The 19,322-nt window shown below is 57.7% G+C and carries 18 protein-coding genes; 8 read left to right on the plus strand and 10 right to left on the minus strand.

Annotated elements, in window-relative coordinates; all coding sequences use genetic code 11:
• Positions 1-40: 40 nt before the first annotated feature.
• Both bioA and E3U32_RS14650 read left to right on the plus strand, forming a co-directional pair.
• Entirely contained in the window at positions 41-1,330 is a 1,290-nt protein-coding gene (bioA, locus tag E3U32_RS14645) for an adenosylmethionine--8-amino-7-oxononanoate transaminase (protein ID WP_435659346.1), read from the plus strand.
• 48 nt (positions 1,331-1,378) lie between these two features.
• Complete coding sequence (locus tag E3U32_RS14650; RefSeq protein WP_047347040.1) at positions 1,379-1,855, plus strand: kinase inhibitor; 477 nt, start codon at positions 1,379-1,381, stop codon at positions 1,853-1,855.
• Positions 1,856-1,939: 84 nt separating this feature from the next.
• Here the strand turns inward: E3U32_RS14650 and hutH are convergent, their stop codons facing one another.
• The 5 genes from hutH to hutI all read right to left on the minus strand — a co-directional run bounded on the left by hutH (position 1,940) and on the right by hutI (position 8,184).
• Positions 1,940-3,460 (minus strand): histidine ammonia-lyase, encoded by a 1,521-nt coding sequence (gene hutH / locus E3U32_RS14655; protein ID WP_134349370.1) that lies wholly within the window; start codon positions 3,458-3,460, stop codon positions 1,940-1,942.
• Positions 3,460-5,145, minus strand: a complete 1,686-nt coding sequence (hutU, locus tag E3U32_RS14660) for a urocanate hydratase (protein ID WP_134349371.1) — start codon at positions 5,143-5,145, stop codon at positions 3,460-3,462. The genes hutH and hutU overlap by 1 nt, the downstream gene beginning before the upstream one ends.
• Positions 5,146-5,271: 126 nt before the next feature.
• Positions 5,272-6,006 carry a histidine utilization repressor gene (locus E3U32_RS14665; RefSeq protein WP_134349397.1) on the minus strand — a complete coding sequence of 245 codons (735 nt, stop codon included), beginning with the start codon at positions 6,004-6,006 and terminating at the stop codon, positions 5,272-5,274.
• Positions 6,007-6,025: 19 nt separating this feature from the next.
• On the minus strand, positions 6,026-6,964 hold the full coding sequence (gene hutG, locus E3U32_RS14670) for a formimidoylglutamase (RefSeq protein ID WP_134349372.1): 939 nt from the start codon (positions 6,962-6,964) through the stop codon (positions 6,026-6,028).
• On the minus strand, positions 6,961-8,184 hold the full coding sequence (hutI, locus tag E3U32_RS14675) for an imidazolonepropionase (RefSeq protein ID WP_134349373.1): 1,224 nt from the start codon (positions 8,182-8,184) through the stop codon (positions 6,961-6,963). The genes hutG and hutI overlap by 4 nt, the downstream gene beginning before the upstream one ends.
• Before the next feature lie 226 nt (positions 8,185-8,410).
• Here hutI and E3U32_RS14680 point away from each other — a divergent pair, with 226 nt between their 5' ends.
• On the plus strand, positions 8,411-9,694 hold the full coding sequence (locus tag E3U32_RS14680; protein ID WP_047347046.1) for a putative acyl-CoA thioester hydrolase: 1,284 nt from the start codon (positions 8,411-8,413) through the stop codon (positions 9,692-9,694).
• 90 nt (positions 9,695-9,784) lie between these two features.
• Here E3U32_RS14680 and pgl read toward each other — a convergent pair whose 3' ends face one another.
• Complete coding sequence (gene pgl / locus E3U32_RS14685; RefSeq protein ID WP_134349374.1) at positions 9,785-10,780, minus strand: 6-phosphogluconolactonase; 996 nt, start codon at positions 10,778-10,780, stop codon at positions 9,785-9,787.
• 140 nt (positions 10,781-10,920) lie between these two features.
• Between pgl and E3U32_RS14690 the strand changes: the two genes are divergently transcribed.
• Positions 10,921-11,739, plus strand: a complete 819-nt coding sequence (locus E3U32_RS14690; RefSeq protein ID WP_134349375.1) for a pyridoxal phosphatase — start codon at positions 10,921-10,923, stop codon at positions 11,737-11,739.
• Here the strand turns inward: E3U32_RS14690 and modC are convergent, their stop codons facing one another.
• From modC to E3U32_RS14710, 4 genes are all read right to left on the minus strand, one after another.
• Positions 11,740-12,798 (minus strand): molybdenum ABC transporter ATP-binding protein ModC, encoded by a 1,059-nt coding sequence (gene modC, locus E3U32_RS14695; RefSeq protein ID WP_134349376.1) that lies wholly within the window; start codon positions 12,796-12,798, stop codon positions 11,740-11,742.
• A gap of 2 nt (positions 12,799-12,800) precedes the next feature.
• The gene (gene modB / locus E3U32_RS14700) at positions 12,801-13,490 is read right to left on the minus strand and encodes a molybdate ABC transporter permease subunit (protein ID WP_023326931.1); all 690 of its coding nucleotides are present in this window, start codon (positions 13,488-13,490) and stop codon (positions 12,801-12,803) included.
• On the minus strand, positions 13,490-14,263 hold the full coding sequence (gene modA / locus E3U32_RS14705; protein WP_134349377.1) for a molybdate ABC transporter substrate-binding protein: 774 nt from the start codon (positions 14,261-14,263) through the stop codon (positions 13,490-13,492). Before modA ends, modB begins: the two co-directional genes overlap by 1 nt.
• A gap of 178 nt (positions 14,264-14,441) precedes the next feature.
• A complete protein-coding gene (locus E3U32_RS14710; protein WP_008501118.1) occupies positions 14,442-14,591 on the minus strand; it encodes an AcrZ family multidrug efflux pump-associated protein in 150 nt (49 codons plus the stop codon).
• Between the two features lie 127 nt (positions 14,592-14,718).
• On the opposite strand from E3U32_RS14710, the gene modE reads away from it, so the two are divergent.
• From modE to galT, 4 genes are all read left to right on the plus strand, one after another.
• Entirely contained in the window at positions 14,719-15,507 is a 789-nt protein-coding gene (gene modE, locus E3U32_RS14715) for a molybdenum-dependent transcriptional regulator (protein ID WP_134349378.1), read from the plus strand.
• 67 nt (positions 15,508-15,574) lie between these two features.
• Positions 15,575-17,047, plus strand: a complete 1,473-nt coding sequence (gene modF / locus E3U32_RS14720) for a molybdate ABC transporter ATP-binding protein ModF (protein WP_134349379.1) — start codon at positions 15,575-15,577, stop codon at positions 17,045-17,047.
• A gap of 201 nt (positions 17,048-17,248) precedes the next feature.
• A complete protein-coding gene (gene galE / locus E3U32_RS14725) occupies positions 17,249-18,265 on the plus strand; it encodes a UDP-glucose 4-epimerase GalE (protein WP_126544206.1) in 1,017 nt (338 codons plus the stop codon).
• 9 nt (positions 18,266-18,274) lie between these two features.
• Complete coding sequence (gene galT, locus E3U32_RS14730) at positions 18,275-19,321, plus strand: galactose-1-phosphate uridylyltransferase (protein ID WP_134349380.1); 1,047 nt, start codon at positions 18,275-18,277, stop codon at positions 19,319-19,321.
• The last annotated feature ends 1 nt before the right edge of the window (position 19,322 follow it).

The raw sequence follows: 19,322 nt of genomic DNA on the forward strand, positions 1-19,322 counted from the left end.
CGTAAACCTAAAACTTTTCAAAATGGTTTACAAGTCGATTATGACCCAGGACGATCTCGCCTTCGACAAGCAGCATATCTGGCACCCTTACACCTCCACCACCCGTCCCCTGCCCGTCTATCCGGTGGCTTCGGCCCACGGCTGCGAGCTGCACCTCGCCGGCGGCGAGCAGCTGGTTGACGGAATGTCCTCCTGGTGGGCGGCCATTCACGGGTACAACCACCCGCGTCTGAATGCGGCGATGAAAGCGCAAATTGACCAGATGTCGCACGTCATGTTCGGCGGGATCACCCATCAGCCCGCCGTGGACCTCTGCCGCCGTCTGGTGGCGATGACGCCTGACGCGCTGGAGTGCGTGTTTCTTGCCGACTCCGGCTCCGTGGCCGTAGAAGTGGCGATGAAAATGGCGCTGCAGTACTGGCATGCAAAGGGCAAAACGCGCCAGCGGTTCCTCACCTTCCGCAATGGCTATCACGGAGATACCTTCGGTGCCATGTCGGTCTGCGATCCGGACAACTCCATGCACAGCCTGTGGAAAGGGTATCTGCCGGAAAACCTGTTTGCCCCGGCCCCGCAGAGCCGCTTTGACGGCGAGTGGAACGAGATGGACATGGTCGGTTTCGCACGGCTGATGGCGGCGCATCGTCATGACATCGCCGCGGTGATCCTTGAGCCGATTGTGCAGGGCGCAGGCGGAATGCGGATGTACCACCCGGAATGGCTGAAGCGTATTCGCAAGATGTGCGACCGCGAGGGCATTCTGCTGATTGCCGATGAGATCGCGACCGGGTTTGGCCGCACGGGCAAGCTGTTCGCCTGTGAGCATGCGGGTATTACGCCGGATATTCTGTGCCTGGGCAAAGCGCTCACCGGCGGCACCATAACGCTCTCCGCCACGCTGACAACCCGTCACGTTGCCGATACCATCAGCGACGGCGAAGCGGGCTGTTTCATGCATGGCCCAACGTTTATGGGCAACCCGCTGGCCTGCGCGGTCGCGAGTGAAAGCCTGGCGATTCTGGCGAGCGGCGAGTGGCAAACGCAGGTTGCGGCAATTGAAGCGCAGTTGAAAGAGGAACTGACCGCCGCCTCGGGGGCGAATTTCGTGGCGGACGTTCGCGTGCTGGGCGCCATCGGGGTGATTGAAACCACCCATCCGGTGAATATGGCGGCGCTGCAGCGCTTCTTCGTGGATCGGGGGGTGTGGGTACGACCTTTCGGCAAGCTTATCTACCTGATGCCGCCGTATATCATTACGCCCGTTCAGCTGCGCAAGCTCACCGCCGCGGTTGTCGAAGCCGTTAACAACCCCGCGCATTTCACGATTTAACCCCATGGGTTACACTTTCTGTACGCGTGATTAACGAGGGCAAACCGTATGAAAATCATCAGTAAAGATTTGCGCGACGGCGAAAAACTGCCAGAACGCCACGTATTCAACGGCATGGGGTATCAGGGAGACAATATCTCCCCCCATCTGGCGTGGGACGATGTTCCGGCTGGCACCAAAAGCTTTGTCGTCACCTGTTACGACCCGGATGCCCCTACCGGCTCCGGCTGGTGGCACTGGATTGTGGCGAACCTGCCTGCCGATACGCGCGTCCTGCCACAGGGTTCTGGCTCTGACCTGGTTGCCCTGCCTGAAGGCGCCATTCAGACGCGCACTGATTTTGGTAAAGCGGGCTACGGCGGCGCAGCGCCGCCAAAAGGGGAAACCCACCGCTATATCTTCACGGTGCACGCGCTGGATGTGGACAAGATTGAGGTCGATGAAGGCGCAAGCGGCGCGATGGTAGGGTTTAACGTGCATTTCCATACGCTTGGGAGCGCGTCGATTACGGCGATGTACTCGTAAAAAAAGCCGGGTGGCGGCTACGCCTTACCCGGCCTACATTTCGGATTCGTAGGCCCGGTAAGCGCAGCGCCACCGGGCAAAAAATCACAGTATGGAAGGCAACAACCCCACCAGGCGCCCTTCTTCCAGAAGCTGCATCGCCTTATCAATATCCGGCGCAAAGAAGCGGTCATCATCGTAATGCGATACGTGCTCGCGCAGCGTCTGACGCGCCTGCTCGAGCAGCGGGCTGGATTTTAGCCCTTCACGCAGATCGATACCCTGACACGCCGCCAGCCATTCTACCGCCAGCACGCCACGGGTGTTGGAGGCCATCTCCCAGAGGCGACGCCCGGCAGCCGGTGCCATCGAGACATGGTCTTCCTGATTCGCAGAGGTAGGCAGGCTGTCCACGCTGTGCGGGTGCGACAGGGCTTTGTTCTCGCTTGCCAGCGCCGCCGCGGTCACCTGCGCAATCATAAAGCCCGAGTTGACCCCGCCGTTACGCACCAGGAACGGTGGCAGCTGGGACATATGTTTATCCATCATCAGCGCAATGCGACGCTCGGACAACGCACCGATTTCGGCAATCGCCAGCGCGATATTGTCCGCCGCCATTGCCACCGGCTCGGCGTGGAAGTTACCGCCGGAGACCACCTCGTTTTCCTCGGCGAACACCAGCGGGTTATCGGATACCGCGTTGGCTTCCACCAGCAGTACATCTGCCGCCTGGCGCAGCTGGGTCAGACACGCGCCCATCACCTGCGGCTGGCAGCGCAGTGAATACGGATCCTGCACCTTGTCACAGTTGTGGTGTGAATCCGCAATTTCACTGCTGTCGGTAAGCACGTGACGGTACATGCTGGCCGCGTCAATCTGCCCGCGCTGGCCGCGCACGTCGTGGATGCGGGCATCGAACGGTCGACGCGAGCCCAGCACGGCTTCGGTGGTCAGCGCGCCGCACACTACCGCCGAGGCAAACAGGTCTTCAGCTTCAAACAGGCCGCGCAGCGCGAAAGCGGTCGACGCCTGCGTGCCGTTGAGCAGCGCCAGCCCCTCTTTCGCCGCCAGCGTAATCGGGTTTAACCCGGCTTTTTTCAGCGCCTCTTTTGCGGGGAGCCATTCGCCCTGCCAGCGCGCTTTACCTTCACCCAGCAGCAGCAGCGACATGTGCGCCAGCGGGGCCAGATCCCCGGAAGCGCCGACGGAACCTTTCGCCGGGATCCACGGATAGACCTGCGCATTGACCAGCGCCATCAGCGCCTGGATGACGCTCAGGCGAATGCCGGAGAAGCCGCGCGCCAGACTGTTGATTTTGAGTACCATCATCAGACGGACAATCTCATCATCCAGCGGCTGGCCGACGCCCGCCGCGTGTGACAGCACCAGCGAACGCTGTAAATTTTCCAGATCGTGCGTCGCGATGCGGGTCTGCGCCAGCAGTCCAAAGCCGGTGTTAATCCCGTAGGCCGTGCGCCCTTCGGCAACGATGGCTTCGACGCAGGCGACGCTGTCGTTAATGGCGGCGTGGGCGCTTTCATCCAGCGAAAGGGTGACCGGTTTACGCCAGACGTTACGCAGCTGTTTGAGCGTCAGTGAGCCGGGAGTAAGTGTTAACGCGTTCATTAATGCTTTCCTTGTGTGGCAGGGATCATCGGCAGGTTAAGGCCCTGCTCTTTGGCACAGTCAATCGCAATCTCATAGCCCGCATCCGCATGACGCATCACGCCGGTTGCCGGGTCGTTGTGCAGTACGCGAGCGATACGCGCGGCGGCTTCATCCGTTCCGTCACAGACAATAACCATCCCGGAATGCTGGGAGAAGCCCATTCCTACGCCGCCACCGTGGTGCAGCGATACCCAGGTCGCGCCGCTGGCGGTATTCAACAGGGCGTTCAGCAATGGCCAGTCGGAGACCGCATCGGAGCCGTCGCGCATGGCTTCCGTTTCGCGGTTCGGGCTGGCGACGGAGCCGGAGTCCAGATGGTCGCGGCCGATAACAATCGGCGCGGAGACTTCGCCGCTGCGTACCATTTCGTTAAAAGCCAGACCCAGCTTTTGCCGCCACTCCAGCCCTACCCAGCAGATACGCGCCGGTAAGCCCTGGAAATTAATGCGCTCGCGGGCCATGTCCAGCCAGTGGTGCAGGTGCTCGTCATCCGCGACGATCTCCTTCACTTTGGCATCGGTCTTGTAGATATCTTCCGGATCGCCGGACAGGGCAACCCAGCGGAACGGACCGATGCCGCGGCAGAACAGCGGGCGGATATAGGCCGGGACGAACCCCGGGAAGTCGAAGGCGTTACTCACGCCCATCTCTTTCGCCATCTGACGGATGTTGTTGCCATAATCAAAGGTCGGAATGCCCATCCGGCTAAAGGCGAGCATGGCGGAGACGTGTTCTGCCATGGAACGTTTAGCGGCAAGCACCGTGCCTTCCGGGTCGGTTTCCGCTTTTTGCTGATAGGCTTCCCACGTCCAGCCTTTCGGCAGGTAACCGTGGAGCGGGTCGTGCGCGCTGGTCTGGTCGGTCACTAAATCAGGACGCACGCCGCGAGCAACCAGCTCAGGAAGAACATCAGCCGCGTTGCCGCACAGGGCAATCGAGACCGCTTTCCCTTCGGCGGTGTATTTTTTGATACGCGCCAGCGCATCATCCAGGCTGGTCGCCTGCTCGTCGACGTAACGGGTACGCAGGCGGAAATCAATACGGCTCTGCTGGCACTCAATGTTCAGCGAGCAGGCTCCGGCCAGTGTCGCGGCCAGCGGCTGCGCACCGCCCATGCCGCCGAGACCCGCAGTCAGCACCCAGCGGCCTTTCAGCGAACCGTTATAGTGCTGGCGGCCGGCTTCCACGAAGGTCTCATAGGTGCCCTGCACAATCCCCTGGCTGCCGATGTAGATCCAGCTACCTGCGGTCATCTGGCCATACATCGCCAGCCCTTTGGCGTCGAGTTCGTTGAAATGTTCCCAGGTGGCCCAGTGCGGCACGAGATTAGAGTTAGCAATCAGCACGCGCGGCGCGTTCTTGTGCGTTTTAAACACGCCCACCGGCTTGCCGGACTGCACCAGCAGGGTTTCGTCGTGTTCGAGTTCGGTCAGGGATTTTACAATTGCGTCATAGCATTCCCAGTTGCGCGCGGCGCGGCCTATGCCGCCGTAGACCACCAGCTCGTGGGGGTTTTCCGCCACCTCAGGATCAAGGTTGTTCATCAACATGCGCAGCGGTGCTTCGGTGAGCCAGCTTTTGGCGGTAAGTGTGGTGCCGCGCGCGGCGCGGACATCCTGCTGGCGGTATTTACCTGACGACATTGTGTGCTCCTCATACGGGACAGTGATGCATTTAGATATACTTGTATAGACAAGCACACACAAGATCAGATTTAACAAAAAAGATACAATTTTGTTATATTGCGTTAGCTATCACGCTTTTAAAACTTATGACATAAAGTGGCCCTGCAGCCGGTAGCGATTACCCGGGAAAAGCAGCCGGGCATGCGACACAATGTGCGACGAGGACCAGGTTCGACGGCGGATCAACAGGCACGGATCGTGCTCTTTAATGCGCAGCCGTTCACACTCCTGCGGCGTGGCGCGCACCGCTTCCACAATGTGCTCCCCTTCCGTCAGCGGTGCGACAAGCGAGAGATACGCGTGCGGCGTGGTTTGGGTGTAATCCTGGTCCAGATAGTCCGGTATCCGTTCAGCGTTAACGCAGCGATCTTCAATTTGCACCGGAATGTCGTTTTCGAAATGCACCATCACGGAGTGGAAGATACGGCTTCCCTCCTTGACGTTAAGCTCTGTGGCCTGCTCGGCGCTGGCCTGGGTTTCCTCAAGCACCAGCACTTCACAGCGGTGCTGATGATTACGTGCGGCAATCTCGTCCGCAATACTGCGGATTTCAAACAGAGCGGATTGCCCTTTCGGTTCCGCCACAAACGTTCCGACGCCCTGCAGACGCACCAGAAGACCTTCGTCGGTTAGTTCGCGCAGCGCCCGGTTGACGGTCATTCGGCTAAAACCAAACTGCGCCACCAGTTCGGCCTCCGACGGAATACGATCGTGCGGCCGCCAGACGCCGGTGGCGATTTTTTCGCTTATCGCCTGCTTCACCTTCTCGTAGAAAGGCGCGGGAGGGCTCGACTGCGGCAACGGTGAGCGTGAAAACATCATGACTCCTTAAAGGGTGTTATGCCCACCAGTGAGCAATTTGCCAGGCCAGACGGGCGGCAAGCTTTGCGCCCTGTCCGTCCCGATCGTACTGCGGGTTAAACTCTACCAGATCGGCGGCCTGTAGCTTACCGCTACGACAGATATGTTCGATGATGGGCAAGAGATCCAGGGCCGGTATGCCTAACGCTGCCGGTGCGGAAACGGCGGGCATTTCGCTGGCGGGCAGGACGTCCAGATCGATCGTCAGGTAGATGCGATCGGCCTGCGCCAGCACCTTTTCCAGCGCAGATAACGCATCGCGCCTGAAATGGAGATCTTCCACCAGCGTGACGTTCAGGCGTTCGGCCTCATCCCATAATGCCTGGGTGTTCGCCGCCCGGCTCACGCCAAAGCAGGCGTAGCGAAATTCCCGCCCGCCTGCTTCACAGTAGTTTGCCAGCTGGCGAAACGGCGTGCCGGACGTCGCGCGGTCGGCCCTGCGCAGGTCAAGGTGTGCATCCAGGTTAATCACCGCCACGCGCTCGTCAGGGAAGGCATCCAGAATCCCCCGGCCGTGCGCCCAGGCGGTTTCATGCCCGCCGCCAAAGACCAGCGTGCGCATGCCGGACTGCTGACAGGCTGTGACGGCATCGCTTAACGCCTGCTGCGCCGCTTCCAGCTCATCACCTTCAACGTACACCGAGCCCATATCCGCCAGCCGATCATGTCCCTGATGGCTGGCCATATTCGCCAGCGCTTTTCGCAGCATATCCGGTGCCTGCACGGCGCCGGGCCTGCCCTGATTGCGTTTGACCCCTTCATCACACTCAAAGCCTATCAGCGCGATGCCGGATGGCAGGGGAGTAAACTGCGCCTGCTGTTGTATCGTCTGAAAAATACGCTTTGCATTGTTGGCCTCGGCGCTGTCGTCTCGCCCCTGCCAGACCGTTTCTGCAACGGGCCGCCATAGCTTCATACTGCCTCCCCACGGAAAATACGTTGATACAGCGGATTTCGTCCCGGTTCGTAGACCATCTCTACCGGATGGTGTGCATCCCAGACGATGAAATCAGCAACAAACCCTGCCCGCAGCTGCCCGTGGGTTGCGCCACGGCCCAGCGCCTGCGCGGCATGCCGCGTGACGCCAGCCCAGGCTTCTTCAGGCGTCAGGCCAAACTGGACGCAGGCCATATTCATCGCCAGGTGCAGGCTCGCAAACGGGCTGGTGCCCGGGTTATAGTCGGTGGCAACGGCCATCGGCACGCCCTGTTTTCTGAGCAGTTCAACTGGCGGACGCTGGCGCTCCTGAAGAAAATAGAACGCGCCGGGTAGCAGTACCGCCACCGTACCGCTTTGCGCCATCGCCTGAACGCCTGCATCATCAAGATATTCGATATGATCGGCCGACAGCCCGTGATATCGGCTGACCAGCGCCGCTCCGCCCAGATTCGAAAGCTGCTCCACATGACCTTTTACCGGAATGCCGAGCGCAGTCGCCGCCTGGAAAAGGCGCTCGGTTTGCGACGGCGTAAAGCCGACGTTTTCACAAAACACGTCCACCGCTTCAAACAACTCTTTTTGCCACAGTGCGGGCATGATCTGCTCGCAGACCAGCGTGAGGTACGCATCCGGATCCTGTCTGTATTCCGCCGGCACCGCGTGCGCAGCCAGCAGCGTTGGGCTGATATCGATCGGGTTATTGAGGCTCAGCTGGCGTGCGACCTGCAGCATCTTCTCTTCGGCGTCGGCGTTAAGCCCGTATCCGGACTTGATCTCAACCGTAGTGACGCCTTCATTCATCAGCCGCTGCAACCGCTGCTGCGCCAGTTTAAGCAGGGTTTCGGGGGTGCTGCTGCGCGTCGCCGTCACGGTAGCGTTAATCCCGCCCCCCTGTGCGCTGATGGTTTGATAAGAGACGCCGTTCAGACGCTGCTCCCACTCCGCCGCGCGATCGCCGCCGAACACCAGGTGGGTATGGCAGTCAATCAGGCCCGGCGTCACCAGACGCCCCTGAAGATCGACGCAGTGACGGTGTCCGCCAGGAATATCAGATTCAGGAATCACGGCAACAATGGTGTGGCCGCGCACGACCAGGGCGTGTTGCTCTTTTAGTCCATAAGGCGCATGGACATCCGGAGCCATCGTCGCCAGTCGCGCATTTCGCCATATTACATCGTCGGGATGAAGCTGCTGCATGGGGCATTCCACTTGTCATGGGTTGTATAGACATTTATTTTCATCTGCTGTCTGCTGTCAACCGACTTTGTGGAAATTGTTATTTATTTGTGATCACTTACCTGCCGCTCCAGGGCTAAAAATGCAACTTTTACCCTTTTTATCTTCCCGTTTCGCTCAACTTAGTATAAAAAAGCAGGCTATTTCGTCTATCCCGTTTAAGACTTGCATACCCAGGAGCTCTACCTTGAACATTTCCAGGATTTCCCGTCTGGCGTTAGCACTCGCCTTTGGCGTGACCTTATCCGCATGCAGTTCAACACCACCGGATCAGCGACCTTCTGAGCAGGTTGCACCCGGTACCGCCTCCCGCCCGGTTTTGTCCGCTGATGAAGCGAAGAATTTCGACCGTGCCCACTACTTCTCGGCGATGGATCCAAACGCTGCGCCGTGGACACCGTCTTCTATTAACCTGCCTAAACAGCCAGACTTCGTGGTTGGCCCGGCGGGGGCGCAGGGCGTAACGCATACCTCTATTCAGGCTGCGGTTGATGCTGCCATCACTAAACACAGCGCGTCTCGCCAGTACATCGCGATCCTGCCTGGCGAATATGAAGGCACCGTGTATGTTCCGGCGGCACCGGGCAGCATTACGCTGTACGGTCTGGGCGAAAAAGCGATCGACGTGAAAATTGGCCTGGCGATTGACTCTGAAATCGACAGCAACACCTGGCGTCGTCTGGTGAACCCGGCCGGTAAATATATGCCAGGCAAACCGGCGTGGTATATGTTTGATAACTGCCAGAGCAAGCGTTCCGCCACCATTGGCGTGATGTGCTCCGCGGTATTCTGGTCTCAGAATAACGGTCTGCAGCTACAGAACCTGACCATTCAGAATACCCTGGGTGACAGCGTTGATGCCGGTAACCATCAGGCGGTAGCGCTGCGTAGCGATGGCGACCAGGTTCAGATTAACAACGTGAACATTCTCGGCCGTCAGAACACCTTCTTCGTAACCAACAGCGGCGTGCAGAACACCCTGCAGAATAACCGTCTGACCCGTACGCTGGTAACCAATAGCTACGTTGAAGGTGACGTGGATCTAGTGTCCGGTCGCGGCGCGGTGGTGTTTGATAATACCGATTTCCGCGTGGTGAACTCACGTACCCAACAGGAAGGCTATGTGTTTGCTCCGGCAACCCAGTCTAACCTGTTCTACGGCTTCCTGGCTGTAAACAGCCGCTTTAACGCTGCCGGTGACGGTGTGGCGCAGCTGGGTCGCTCCCTGGATGTGGACTCTGCGACCAACGGCCAGGTGGTGATCCGCGACAGCGTGATCAACGAAGGCTTCAACATGGCGAAGCCGTGGGCTGATGCCGCAATCTCTAAACGTCCGTTCTCCGGCAATACCGGCGCGGTGGATGATAAAGGGAACGTGCAGCGCAACCTGAACGACGCTAACTTCAACCGCATGTGGGAATACAACAACCGCGGTCTGGGTAGCAAAGTGGTTGCTGAGCCTAAGCAGTAATCTGTTTTTTGCCGGGTGGCGGCTTCGCCTTACCCGGCCTACAGAGATAAAAAAAACCTCGCATTTGCGAGGTTTTTTGTTTTAAGCAGCTTAGTGAGCGTTAACGACAACCCACATCGGCCCCTGGCCGACGGCGTAGCGCCCTTTCTCTTCCAGCAGCCCCTGCTCACCTTTGATTTCATACAGCGCGATGTGGTGGGATTTCTGCCCTGCCGCAATCAGGTATTTACCGCTGTGATCGATGTTAAAGCCGCGCGGCTGGGTCTCCGTTGGCTGGAAACCTTCAATGGCCAGCACGCTGCCATCCTCGGAGACGCTGAAGACGGTAATCAGGCTGGAGGTACGGTCACAGGCGTACAGATGACGGCCATCCGGCGTAATGTGAATATCAGCCGCCCAGCGGGTGTCGGAGAAGTCAGACGGCATCATATCCAGCGTCTGCACGCACTCAATCTGGCCGTTAGGATCTTTCAGTTCCCATACGTCCACTGAGCTGTTCAGTTCATTGACCACGTAGGCGTACTGCTGGTTCGGATGGAAGACCATATGACGCGGGCCCGCGCCCTCAACGGTAGTGACTTCAGCAGGATTCTGCGTCACCAGGTGACCATCGTCGCTCAGGGTGAACAGGCAGATACGATCCTGCTTCAGCGCAGGCACCCACAGCGTGCGGTTATCCGGAGAGATATTCGCCGAGTGGCAGCCTTCAAGCCCTTCCACCACATCTACGGTTTCAACCGGAATGCCATCTTCCAGACGCGTTACGCTGACGCAGCCCGCGTTATACGAGCCGCTGAAGACAAAGTTGCCTTTACGATCGGTAGAGATATGGGTTGGGCTGCCCGGCAATGGTGCTTCGGCAGTATAGGTCAGCGCGCCATCGTCCGGAGAAATGCGATAGGTCAGCACGCGGAACTCCGGGCGCACACCCACGTACAAGAAACGTTTATCCGGGCTGATGACCATCGGCTGCACCTGGCCTGGCACATCTACAACCTGAACCAGCGTGAGTGACCCTTCGGTATTTAAACGCCAGACGTGGATCTGCTGGCTTTCAGGACTGGCGGTATAAACGGTTTGTTTCATGAATATTCACTCCTCACTGCGCATGAAAGTAATTAACTTTTGACGGTGAATGCTGAATTGTCGACAGGAATTTTGAAGCGTCCGCCTCTCGGTGTACCATCCCATCAAAACGTAAATTCAATATTAACCCGGGAAAACAGATGACCTCGCGTGTGATTGCTCTGGATTTAGACGGTACCTTACTGACGCCGCAAAAAACCCTTCTCCCCTCCTCCCTTGAAGCACTAAAACGCGCGCAGGAAGTGGGATATCAACTCCTTATCGTAACGGGTCGACATCACGTTGCCATTCACCCTTTTTATCAGGCACTGGCGTTAGATACACCTGCAATTTGCTGTAATGGCACTTATTTGTATGATTATCAGGCAAAAAAGGTTTTAGAATCCGACCCGCTGCCGGTTCCCCAGGCGCTGCAACTGATTGATCTGCTTGATGAGCATGACGTTCACGGTCTGATGTACGTGGACAACGCGATGGTGTACGAGCGCCCAACTGGCCATGTGGTACGCACCAGCAACTGGGCGCTGTCCCTGCCTGAAGCGCAGCGTCCGGTCTTTACCCAGGTTTCTTCCCTGCGTCAGGCAGCCCAGGACGTTGAGGCAATCTGGAAATTCGCCCTGACGGATGAAGATACCACCAAACTGAATGCCTTCGCGAAACACGTGGAACAGACGCTGGGTCTGGAGTGCGAGTGGTCCTGGCACGATCAGGTCGATATTGCCCGCAAAGGCAACAGCAAAGGCAAGCGTTTGACGCAGTACGTGGCGTCACAGGGCGGGTCGATGCAGGATGTGATTGCCTTTGGCGATAACTACAACGACATCAGCATGCTGGAGGCCGCCGGTACGGGCGTGGCGATGGGTAACGCCGATGACGCCGTGAAGGCGCGCGCCAACGTGGTGATTGGCGACAACACAACCGACAGCATCGCGCAGTACATTTATACCCATCTGCTGTAATCAGGTGGTGATAGAGACGCTCTTGATTTGCGCGTAAAGCCACAGGCCGGGTTTGATCCCTAACTCATCCCTGGCCCACGGGCTGACGCGCGCCCAGAGCGTTCGGCTTCCCACCTCAAGCTTCACTTCCACCTGACCGTTATCATCAAAACACTCCGCCACTTTGGCGCGCAGAATATTTCGAATACTGGTCTGCAGCGGGGGTTGCAGCACCAGCGAGACATCCGACGCCTGGATGCGAATTCGCAGAGCGGACTGCAGCGGTTTATCGATCTTATTGACCCAAAGATGCTGGTCACCCAGCGCCAGCGCGGTCATCGCGTAGTGCGGGTGATGTTCCAGAACGCTCACTTTCAGAATGCTGCTCTGCTGCTCTTTTGGTAACCAGGGGTGCATCACGCTGCTGCCCCATACCTCCTCCAGTTTGCCGAAGGCCTTAACGCTACCCTCTTCCAGCACCAGCACGTTATCGGCCAGATGCAGGATCTCATCCAGCGAATGGCTGACGTAGAGCATCGGAATATTAATTTCACGCGTCAGCCGCTGCAGGTAGGGCAGGAGCTCACGTTTACGCGGAATATCCAGCGAGGCAAGTGGTTCGTCGAGCAACAGCAGCTCGGGTGCGGTCAGCAACGCGCGGCCAATCGCCACACGCTGTTTTTCTCCGCCGGAAAGCGAAGAAGGCAGTCTGTCGAGCAGAGGTTCGATACCTAAAAGCGTCACCAGCTTATCAAACTGCCCGGCCATGCTTTTCGCCATGCCGTAGCGCAGGTTGCCGCGCACGCTGTAGTGCGGGAATAAGCGCGCATCCTGGAAAACATAGCCAATACGGCGTTTATCAGGCGACAGATACACCTTATTTTCCACGTCGTTTAAGACGCGGTTGTTCAATACAATCCGTCCTGACTGGGGGCGGGTCAGGCCGCTTATCGCGTTGATTAACGACGTTTTCCCCGCCCCGGATACGCCAAAGATGGCGGTGATGCCGCTTGCAGGCAGCGTCTCGCTAAGCGTCAGGGTATGGTTTCCCAGCGTCTGAGTAAAATGAAGCTCAAGCATGTCTATTTCCCCATCCGCTCGCGGCTGAGCCGTGCCAGCCATTCAGACACCAGCAGCGATACCAGGGCTAACACAATTGATATTATGCAAAGTCGTGCCGCGGCCCCCTCTCCCCCCGGCGTCTGAATCAGGGTATACATCGCCGACGGGATGGTTCGCGTCTCGCCGGGAATATTCGACACAAAGGTGATCGTCGCGCCAAACTCGCCGAGCGAGCGGGCGAAGGCCAGCACCGTGCCGACAATAATGCCGGGTAACGTTAGGGGAAGCGTGATGGTGAAAAAGACGCGCCAGCGCCCGGCGCCCAGCGTGCGGGCCGCCTGTTCGAGTTTCATGTCCACGCCTTCCAGCGCGAGGCGGATCGCCCTCACCATCAGCGGGAATGACATTACCGCCGCCGCCAGCACCGCACCGCGCCAGCTAAACGCAAACGTCAGCCCAAACCAGTCATAGAGTTTCTCGCCGATAAAGCCGCGTCGCCCCATCGAAATCAGCAACAGATAACCGACCACCACGGGCGGCAACACGAGCGGAAGATGAAGCACGCTGTCGAGCAGCGCTTTGCCGGGAAACCGACAGCGCACCAGCAGCCAGGCAAAGAAGATCCCAAAGGGCAAGCTCAGCGCAACCGCCAGGGAAGAGACTTTCAGGCTCAGCAGAACAGCCTGCCATTCAGGATCGGTCAATATCATCAGTGAGTCGTAAATCCATAACGTTTAAAGATTGCGGACGCTTGTGGCCCCTTCAGATAATCGCGGAAGGCCGTCACGGTCGCATTATTATGTCTATCAACAATCGCAACAGGGTATTCCACTTTCTTGTGGGAGTCTTCCGGGAACGTTGCGACCACTTTAACACCCTTGCTGGCAACGGCATCAGAGCCATACACAATGCCCAGCGGGGCTTCGTTGCGTTCCACGAGCGCCAGCGCGCCGCGAACGTCTTCGGCTGGCGCCAGTTTCGGCGACAGGGTATCCCACGCGCCCAGCTTTTGTAGCGCTTCTTTGGCGTAAATCCCGGCCGGAACGTGCTCCGGGTCCCCCACCGCCAGACGACCACCGTTCAGCAGGCGGGTCCAGTTTGTCTCTTTGTTGATGGTGATGTCGGCCTGTGAGCTGGCTTTTGGCGCCACAACGACCAGGCTATTGCCCAGCAGCGTTTCGCGGGTTGCCGCATCAATCGCTTTCTTCTCCGCTGCGTAATCCATCCACTTCTGGTCAGCCGAAATGAACAGATCCGCCGGTGCGCCCGCTTCTATCTGGCGCGCCAGCGTAGAGGAAGACGCAAACGAGGAGACCACCTCGACGTTTTTCTCTTTTTTATACGCCGCCGCGATATCCTGCATTGCATTAGTCAACGACGCCGCCGCAAAGACCGTAATTTTACCGTCGTCCGCCAGCGCGTGTCCGGTAAGTGAAAGCGTCAGCGTTGCCCCTGCGAAAAGGCGTACCCATGTACGTGCCATTTGTAGCTCCTGTGAGTATCGTTATATACATACCAATATAACGGTAACGTCAGGGAGATCCCAGCGTTTAATCGTACCGCTCAAGGGGTAAACCGGCGTGATACATTAAATGATATCGGCGAAAGTGAGAAAATCTTGAGAGCAAAACGCCCGGACAAGCCGGGCGTTTTGTGGGGAATCAATGCTGCTTTTTAGCCTGGTCTCTGTGACCAATGTTCGAAAAGACGTTGAACACTTCACCCAGGCCGTAGATGGCACCGAGGATGATGGCCATCACTACTGGTACCATGATCACGGCGAATACCAGACTTTTCAACAACTCTAACATGGTTTTCTCCAGATATTGTGAACAGCTTATTCTACCCTTTCAGGTGAGAAAAACATCCCCTTTTGTGCGGTACCCTTTGCGCCCTGCACCATTTGGGTCACAATACTCTTTTTGCCAGGATACTGTTATGCAGGCCGAAATTCTCCTCACTCTCAGACTTCAGCAAAAGCTTTTCGCCGATCCGCGACGTATCGCCCTGCTTAAACAAATAGAACAAACCGGCTCGATTAGCCAGGGGGCGAAAAACGCCGGGATTAGCTATAAAAGCGCCTGGGATGCCATCAACGACATGAACACCCTGAGCGAGCAACCGCTGGTAGACAGAGCCACAGGCGGCAAAGGCGGCGGTGGTGCAATCGTGACACGCTATGGCCAGCGTCTTATTCAGCTTTACGATCTCCTGGGCCTGATCCAGCAGAAAGCCTTCGATGCGTTAAGCGATGACGATAACGTGCCGCTGGACAGTTTGCTGGCCGCCATTTCCCGCTTCTCGTTGCAAACCAGCGCCCGCAACCAGTGGTTTGGTACGGTGACGGCGCGCGATAATCTCCAGGTACAGCAGCATATAGAGATCCTGCTTGCAGATGGCACCACCCGTCTGAAAGCCGCGATAACGGCACAAAGCGCAGAACGGCTTGAACTGGATGAAGGTAAAGAGGTGCTGGTGTTGCTGAAAGCGCCGTGGGTCAATATCACACGCCATGCCGACGCGGCAAAAGCAGCAGATAACCAGCTCCAGGGCGCAATCAGCCATATCGAACGCGGCAAGGAGCAGTGCGAAGTGTTGATGACTCTGGCAGACGGACAAAAGCTTTGCGCGACGATACCGCTCAGCGAGGCGGACGGTTTAGAAGAAGGGGATGTTGTCACCGCCTGGTTCAACGCAGACCGGGTGATTATCGCCACATTGTGCTGAGTGCATTGACAATCGTACCAACAGTGCGTATCCCTGATATCTATTGCTGCAAAAACAGGGATAAATCATGTCATCATTGCATATTTCGCAAGGCACGTTTCGTCTTGGCGATACCCGAACGCTGACGATTGCTGATTTGACAATACGCGCGGGTGAAAGCTGGGCGTTTGTCGGCACTAACGGCAGCGGTAAATCTGCGCTGGCCCGCGCGCTGGCCGGCGAGCTCACCCTCCTCAAGGGTGACTATCAGCGTGACGTTACGCGCCTGACGCGTCTGTCATTTGAACAACTGCAAAAGCTGGTGAGCGACGAGTGGCAGCGCAACAACACCGATTTGCTCAGCCCTGGTGAAGAAGATACCGGCCGCACGACGGCGGAAATTATTCAGGATGAGGTGAAAGATCCTGCCCGCTGTCAGCGCCTGGCAGAACGGTTCGGCATCACCGGCCTGCTGGACCGACGCTTTAAATACCTTTCTACCGGCGAGACGCGAAAAACGCTGCTTTGTCAGGCGCTAATGAGCGAGCCTGAGCTGCTGATCCTCGACGAACCGTTCGACGGCCTTGACGTACAATCCCGTGCGCAGCTGGCATCCCTGCTGGAGTCCCTTAATCAGCAGGGGTATACCCTCGTGCTGGTGCTTAACCGTTTTGATGAAATTCCGGATTTTATCCAGCATGCAGGCGTACTGGCCGACTGTAACCTGACAGAGACTGGCGAAAAATCGGCGCTCCTTAAGCAGGCGCTCATTGCCCAGCTCGCCCATAGCGAACGGCTTGACGGTATTACCCTTCCGGAACCCGACGCTCCTTCGGCCCTCCATGCGCTTGACCCCAACCAGCCGCGCATCGTGCTGCGCGATGGGGTGGTCTCTTATGACGATCGCCCGATCCTTAACCACCTCAGCTGGACGGTCAATCCTGGCGAGCACTGGCAGATTGTCGGCCCCAACGGCGCGGGAAAATCAACGCTGCTGAGCCTGATAACCGGCGATCACCCGCAGGGCTACAGCAACGATCTCACGCTGTTTGGCCGGCGTCGCGGCAGCGGCGAGACCATCTGGGATATCAAAAAGCACATTGGCTACGTCAGCAGCAGCCTGCATCTGGACTACCGGGTCAGTACCACGGTACGCAACGCGATCCTTTCCGGCTATTTTGATTCCATCGGTATTTATCAGGCGGTGTCGGACAAACAGCACAAGCTGGTCCAGCAGTGGCTGGATATTCTCGGCATGGACAACCGGGTCGCTGACGCGCCGTTTCATAGCCTGTCGTGGGGGCAGCAGCGCCTGGCGCTTATCGTGCGCGCGCTGGTGAAACATCCTACGCTGCTTATTCTGGATGAACCGCTGCAGGGGCTGGATCCGCTAAACCGCCAGCTGATCCGCCGCTTTGTGGATGTACTGATTGGCGAAGGCGAAACGCAGCTGCTGTTTGTTTCTCACCACGCCGAAGATGCCCCCTCCTGCATCACCCATCGCCTGGAGTTTGTTCCGGACGGTGAACACTATCATTATCTGCAAAGCAAAATCGATTAATCCCCGGAGGGCACTGCCCTCCGTTTTTCAGATAACCTGCACTAAGACTTCTCTATCCCGTTGATCTACAATACCCCATTGCGGTTGAAAATCGGATTTTAAAAACAGTGTAAACGATTCCACTATTTTATCCCATGTCACACTTTTCGCGTCTCTGTTATGCTATGGTTATTACATACCATAAGCCCAATGGAGCTAAATATGCGAGTTCTGGTAACAGGTGGTAGCGGTTACATAGGTAGTCATACCTGCGTGCAGCTGCTGCAAAACGGCCATGATGTCATCATCCTCGATAACCTGTGCAACAGTAAGCGCAGCGTGCTGCCTGTGATTGAACGTCTTGGCGGTAAACAGCCGACTTTCGTGGAAGGCGACATCCGCAACGAAGCGCTGATGACCGAGATCCTTCACGACCACGCCATTGAAGCGGTGATCCACTTCGCCGGCCTGAAAGCCGTCGGTGAATCCGTTGCGAAACCGCTCGAGTATTACGACAACAACGTCAACGGTACGCTGCGTCTCATCTCCGCCATGCGTGCGGCCAACGTCAAAAACTTCATCTTTAGCTCGTCCGCCACCGTCTACGGCGATCAGCCCAAAATTCCTTACGTTGAGAGCTTCCCTACCGGTACGCCGCAAAGCCCGTATGGCAAAAGCAAACTGATGGTGGAGCAGATCCTGACCGATCTGCAAAAAGCACAGCCTGAGTGGAGCATCGCCCTGCTGCGCTACTTCAACCCGGTCGGCGCCCATCCGTCTGGCGATATGGGTGAAGACCCGCAGGGCATTCCAAATAACCTGATGCCGTATATCGCCCAGGTTGCCGTAGGGCGCCGCGACTCGCTGGCTATTTTTGGTAACGACTATCCAACCGAAGATGGCACCGGCGTGCGTGACTATATCCACGTGATGGATCTGGCCGACGGCCACGTGGCGGCGATGCAGCAGCTGGCTGACAAACCTGGCGTGCATATTTACAACCTCGGTGCCGGGGTCGGCAGCAGCGTGCTGGATGTGGTTAATGCCTTCAGCAAAGCCTGCGGTAAGCCGGTGAGCTACCACTTCGCCCCGCGTCGTGATGGCGACCTGCCTGCTTACTGGGCCGATGCCACCAAAGCCGATAAAGAGCTTAACTGGCGTGTTACCCGCACGCTTGATGAAATGGCACAGGATACCTGGCACTGGCAGTCGCGCCATCCGCAGGGTTATCCGGACTAAGGATCCGTCATGACTTCGTTTAATCCCGTCGATCATCCGCATCGTCGTTTTAACCCGTTAAGCGGGCAATGGATTTTGGTTTCTCCGCATCGCGCAAAGCGCCCCTGGCAGGGGGCGCAGGAAACGCCTGCGAAACAAACGCTGCCGCAGCACGACCCGGACTGCTTCCTCTGTCCGGGCAATACGCGCGTGACGGGAGATAAGAACCCGGATTACAAAGGCACCTTCGTTTTCACCAATGATTTCGCGGCCCTGATGACCGACACGCCGGACGCGCCGGAAAGCCACGACCCGCTGATGCGCTGCGAAAGCGCGCGCGGTACCAGCCGCGTGATCTGCTTCTCGCCCGACCACAGCAAAACGCTGCCGGAGCTGAGCGTTGAGGCGCTGAAAGAAGTAGTGAGCACCTGGCAGACGCAAACCGCAGAGCTGGGTCAGACTTACCCGTGGGTACAGGTGTTCGAAAACAAAGGCGCAGCCATGGGCTGCTCTAACCCGCATCCGCACGGTCAGATCTGGGCGAACAGCTTCCTGCCCAACGAAGCCGAGCGTGAAGACCGCCTGCAAAAAGCGTATTACGCGGAAAACGGTTCCCCAATGCTGGTGGATTACACCCGCCGTGAGCTGGCCGACGGCAGCCGTACCGTGGTGGAAACCGAACACTGGCTGGCCGTCGTACCTTACTGGGCCGCCTGGCCGTTTGAAACGCTGCTGCTGCCGAAAGCGCACGTACAGCGCATTACCGAACTCAACGACGCGCAGCGCGACGACCTTGCTCTGGCGCTGAAAAAACTGACCAGCCGTTACGACAATCTGTTCCAGTGCTCCTTCCCGTACTCAATGGGCTGGCACGGTGCACCGTTTAACGGGGAAGAGAATCAGCACTGGCAGCTGCACGCCCATTTCTATCCGCCGCTGCTGCGCTCTGCGACAGTACGTAAATTTATGGTGGGCTATGAAATGCTGGCGGAAACGCAGCGTGACCTGACGGCGGAACAGGCGGCAGAACGTCTGCGGGCCGTTAGCGACGTCCATTATCGCGAATCAGGAGTCTAAT

The sequence above is a fragment of the Lelliottia nimipressuralis genome (genome assembly GCF_004402045.1).
In the GTDB taxonomy this organism is placed as follows: domain Bacteria; phylum Pseudomonadota; class Gammaproteobacteria; order Enterobacterales; family Enterobacteriaceae; genus Enterobacter; species Enterobacter chinensis.

Excerpts from the sequence above, each read along its gene's own strand:
- modF (WP_134349379.1), top strand. The coding sequence starts at position 15,575 with ATGTCATCATTGCATATTTCGCAAGGCACGTTTCGTCTTGGCGATACC.
- hutH (WP_134349370.1), bottom strand. The coding sequence starts at position 3,460 with ATGAACGCGTTAACACTTACTCCCGGCTCACTGACGCTCAAACAGCTG.
- hutI (WP_134349373.1), bottom strand. The coding sequence starts at position 8,184 with ATGCAGCAGCTTCATCCCGACGATGTAATATGGCGAAATGCGCGACTG.
- pgl (WP_134349374.1), bottom strand. The coding sequence starts at position 10,780 with ATGAAACAAACCGTTTATACCGCCAGTCCTGAAAGCCAGCAGATCCAC.
- modE (WP_134349378.1), top strand. The coding sequence starts at position 14,719 with ATGCAGGCCGAAATTCTCCTCACTCTCAGACTTCAGCAAAAGCTTTTC.
- E3U32_RS14690 (WP_134349375.1), top strand. The coding sequence starts at position 10,921 with ATGACCTCGCGTGTGATTGCTCTGGATTTAGACGGTACCTTACTGACG.
- modC (WP_134349376.1), bottom strand. The coding sequence starts at position 12,798 with ATGCTTGAGCTTCATTTTACTCAGACGCTGGGAAACCATACCCTGACG.
- hutG (WP_134349372.1), bottom strand. The coding sequence starts at position 6,964 with ATGAAGCTATGGCGGCCCGTTGCAGAAACGGTCTGGCAGGGGCGAGAC.
- galE (WP_126544206.1), top strand. The coding sequence starts at position 17,249 with ATGCGAGTTCTGGTAACAGGTGGTAGCGGTTACATAGGTAGTCATACC.
- bioA (WP_435659346.1), top strand. The coding sequence starts at position 41 with ATGACCCAGGACGATCTCGCCTTCGACAAGCAGCATATCTGGCACCCT.
- E3U32_RS14710 (WP_008501118.1), bottom strand. The coding sequence starts at position 14,591 with ATGTTAGAGTTGTTGAAAAGTCTGGTATTCGCCGTGATCATGGTACCA.
- E3U32_RS14665 (WP_134349397.1), bottom strand. The coding sequence starts at position 6,006 with ATGTTTTCACGCTCACCGTTGCCGCAGTCGAGCCCTCCCGCGCCTTTC.
- modB (WP_023326931.1), bottom strand. The coding sequence starts at position 13,490 with ATGATATTGACCGATCCTGAATGGCAGGCTGTTCTGCTGAGCCTGAAA.
- modA (WP_134349377.1), bottom strand. The coding sequence starts at position 14,263 with ATGGCACGTACATGGGTACGCCTTTTCGCAGGGGCAACGCTGACGCTT.
- E3U32_RS14650 (WP_047347040.1), top strand. The coding sequence starts at position 1,379 with ATGAAAATCATCAGTAAAGATTTGCGCGACGGCGAAAAACTGCCAGAA.
- hutU (WP_134349371.1), bottom strand. The coding sequence starts at position 5,145 with ATGTCGTCAGGTAAATACCGCCAGCAGGATGTCCGCGCCGCGCGCGGC.
- galT (WP_134349380.1), top strand. The coding sequence starts at position 18,275 with ATGACTTCGTTTAATCCCGTCGATCATCCGCATCGTCGTTTTAACCCG.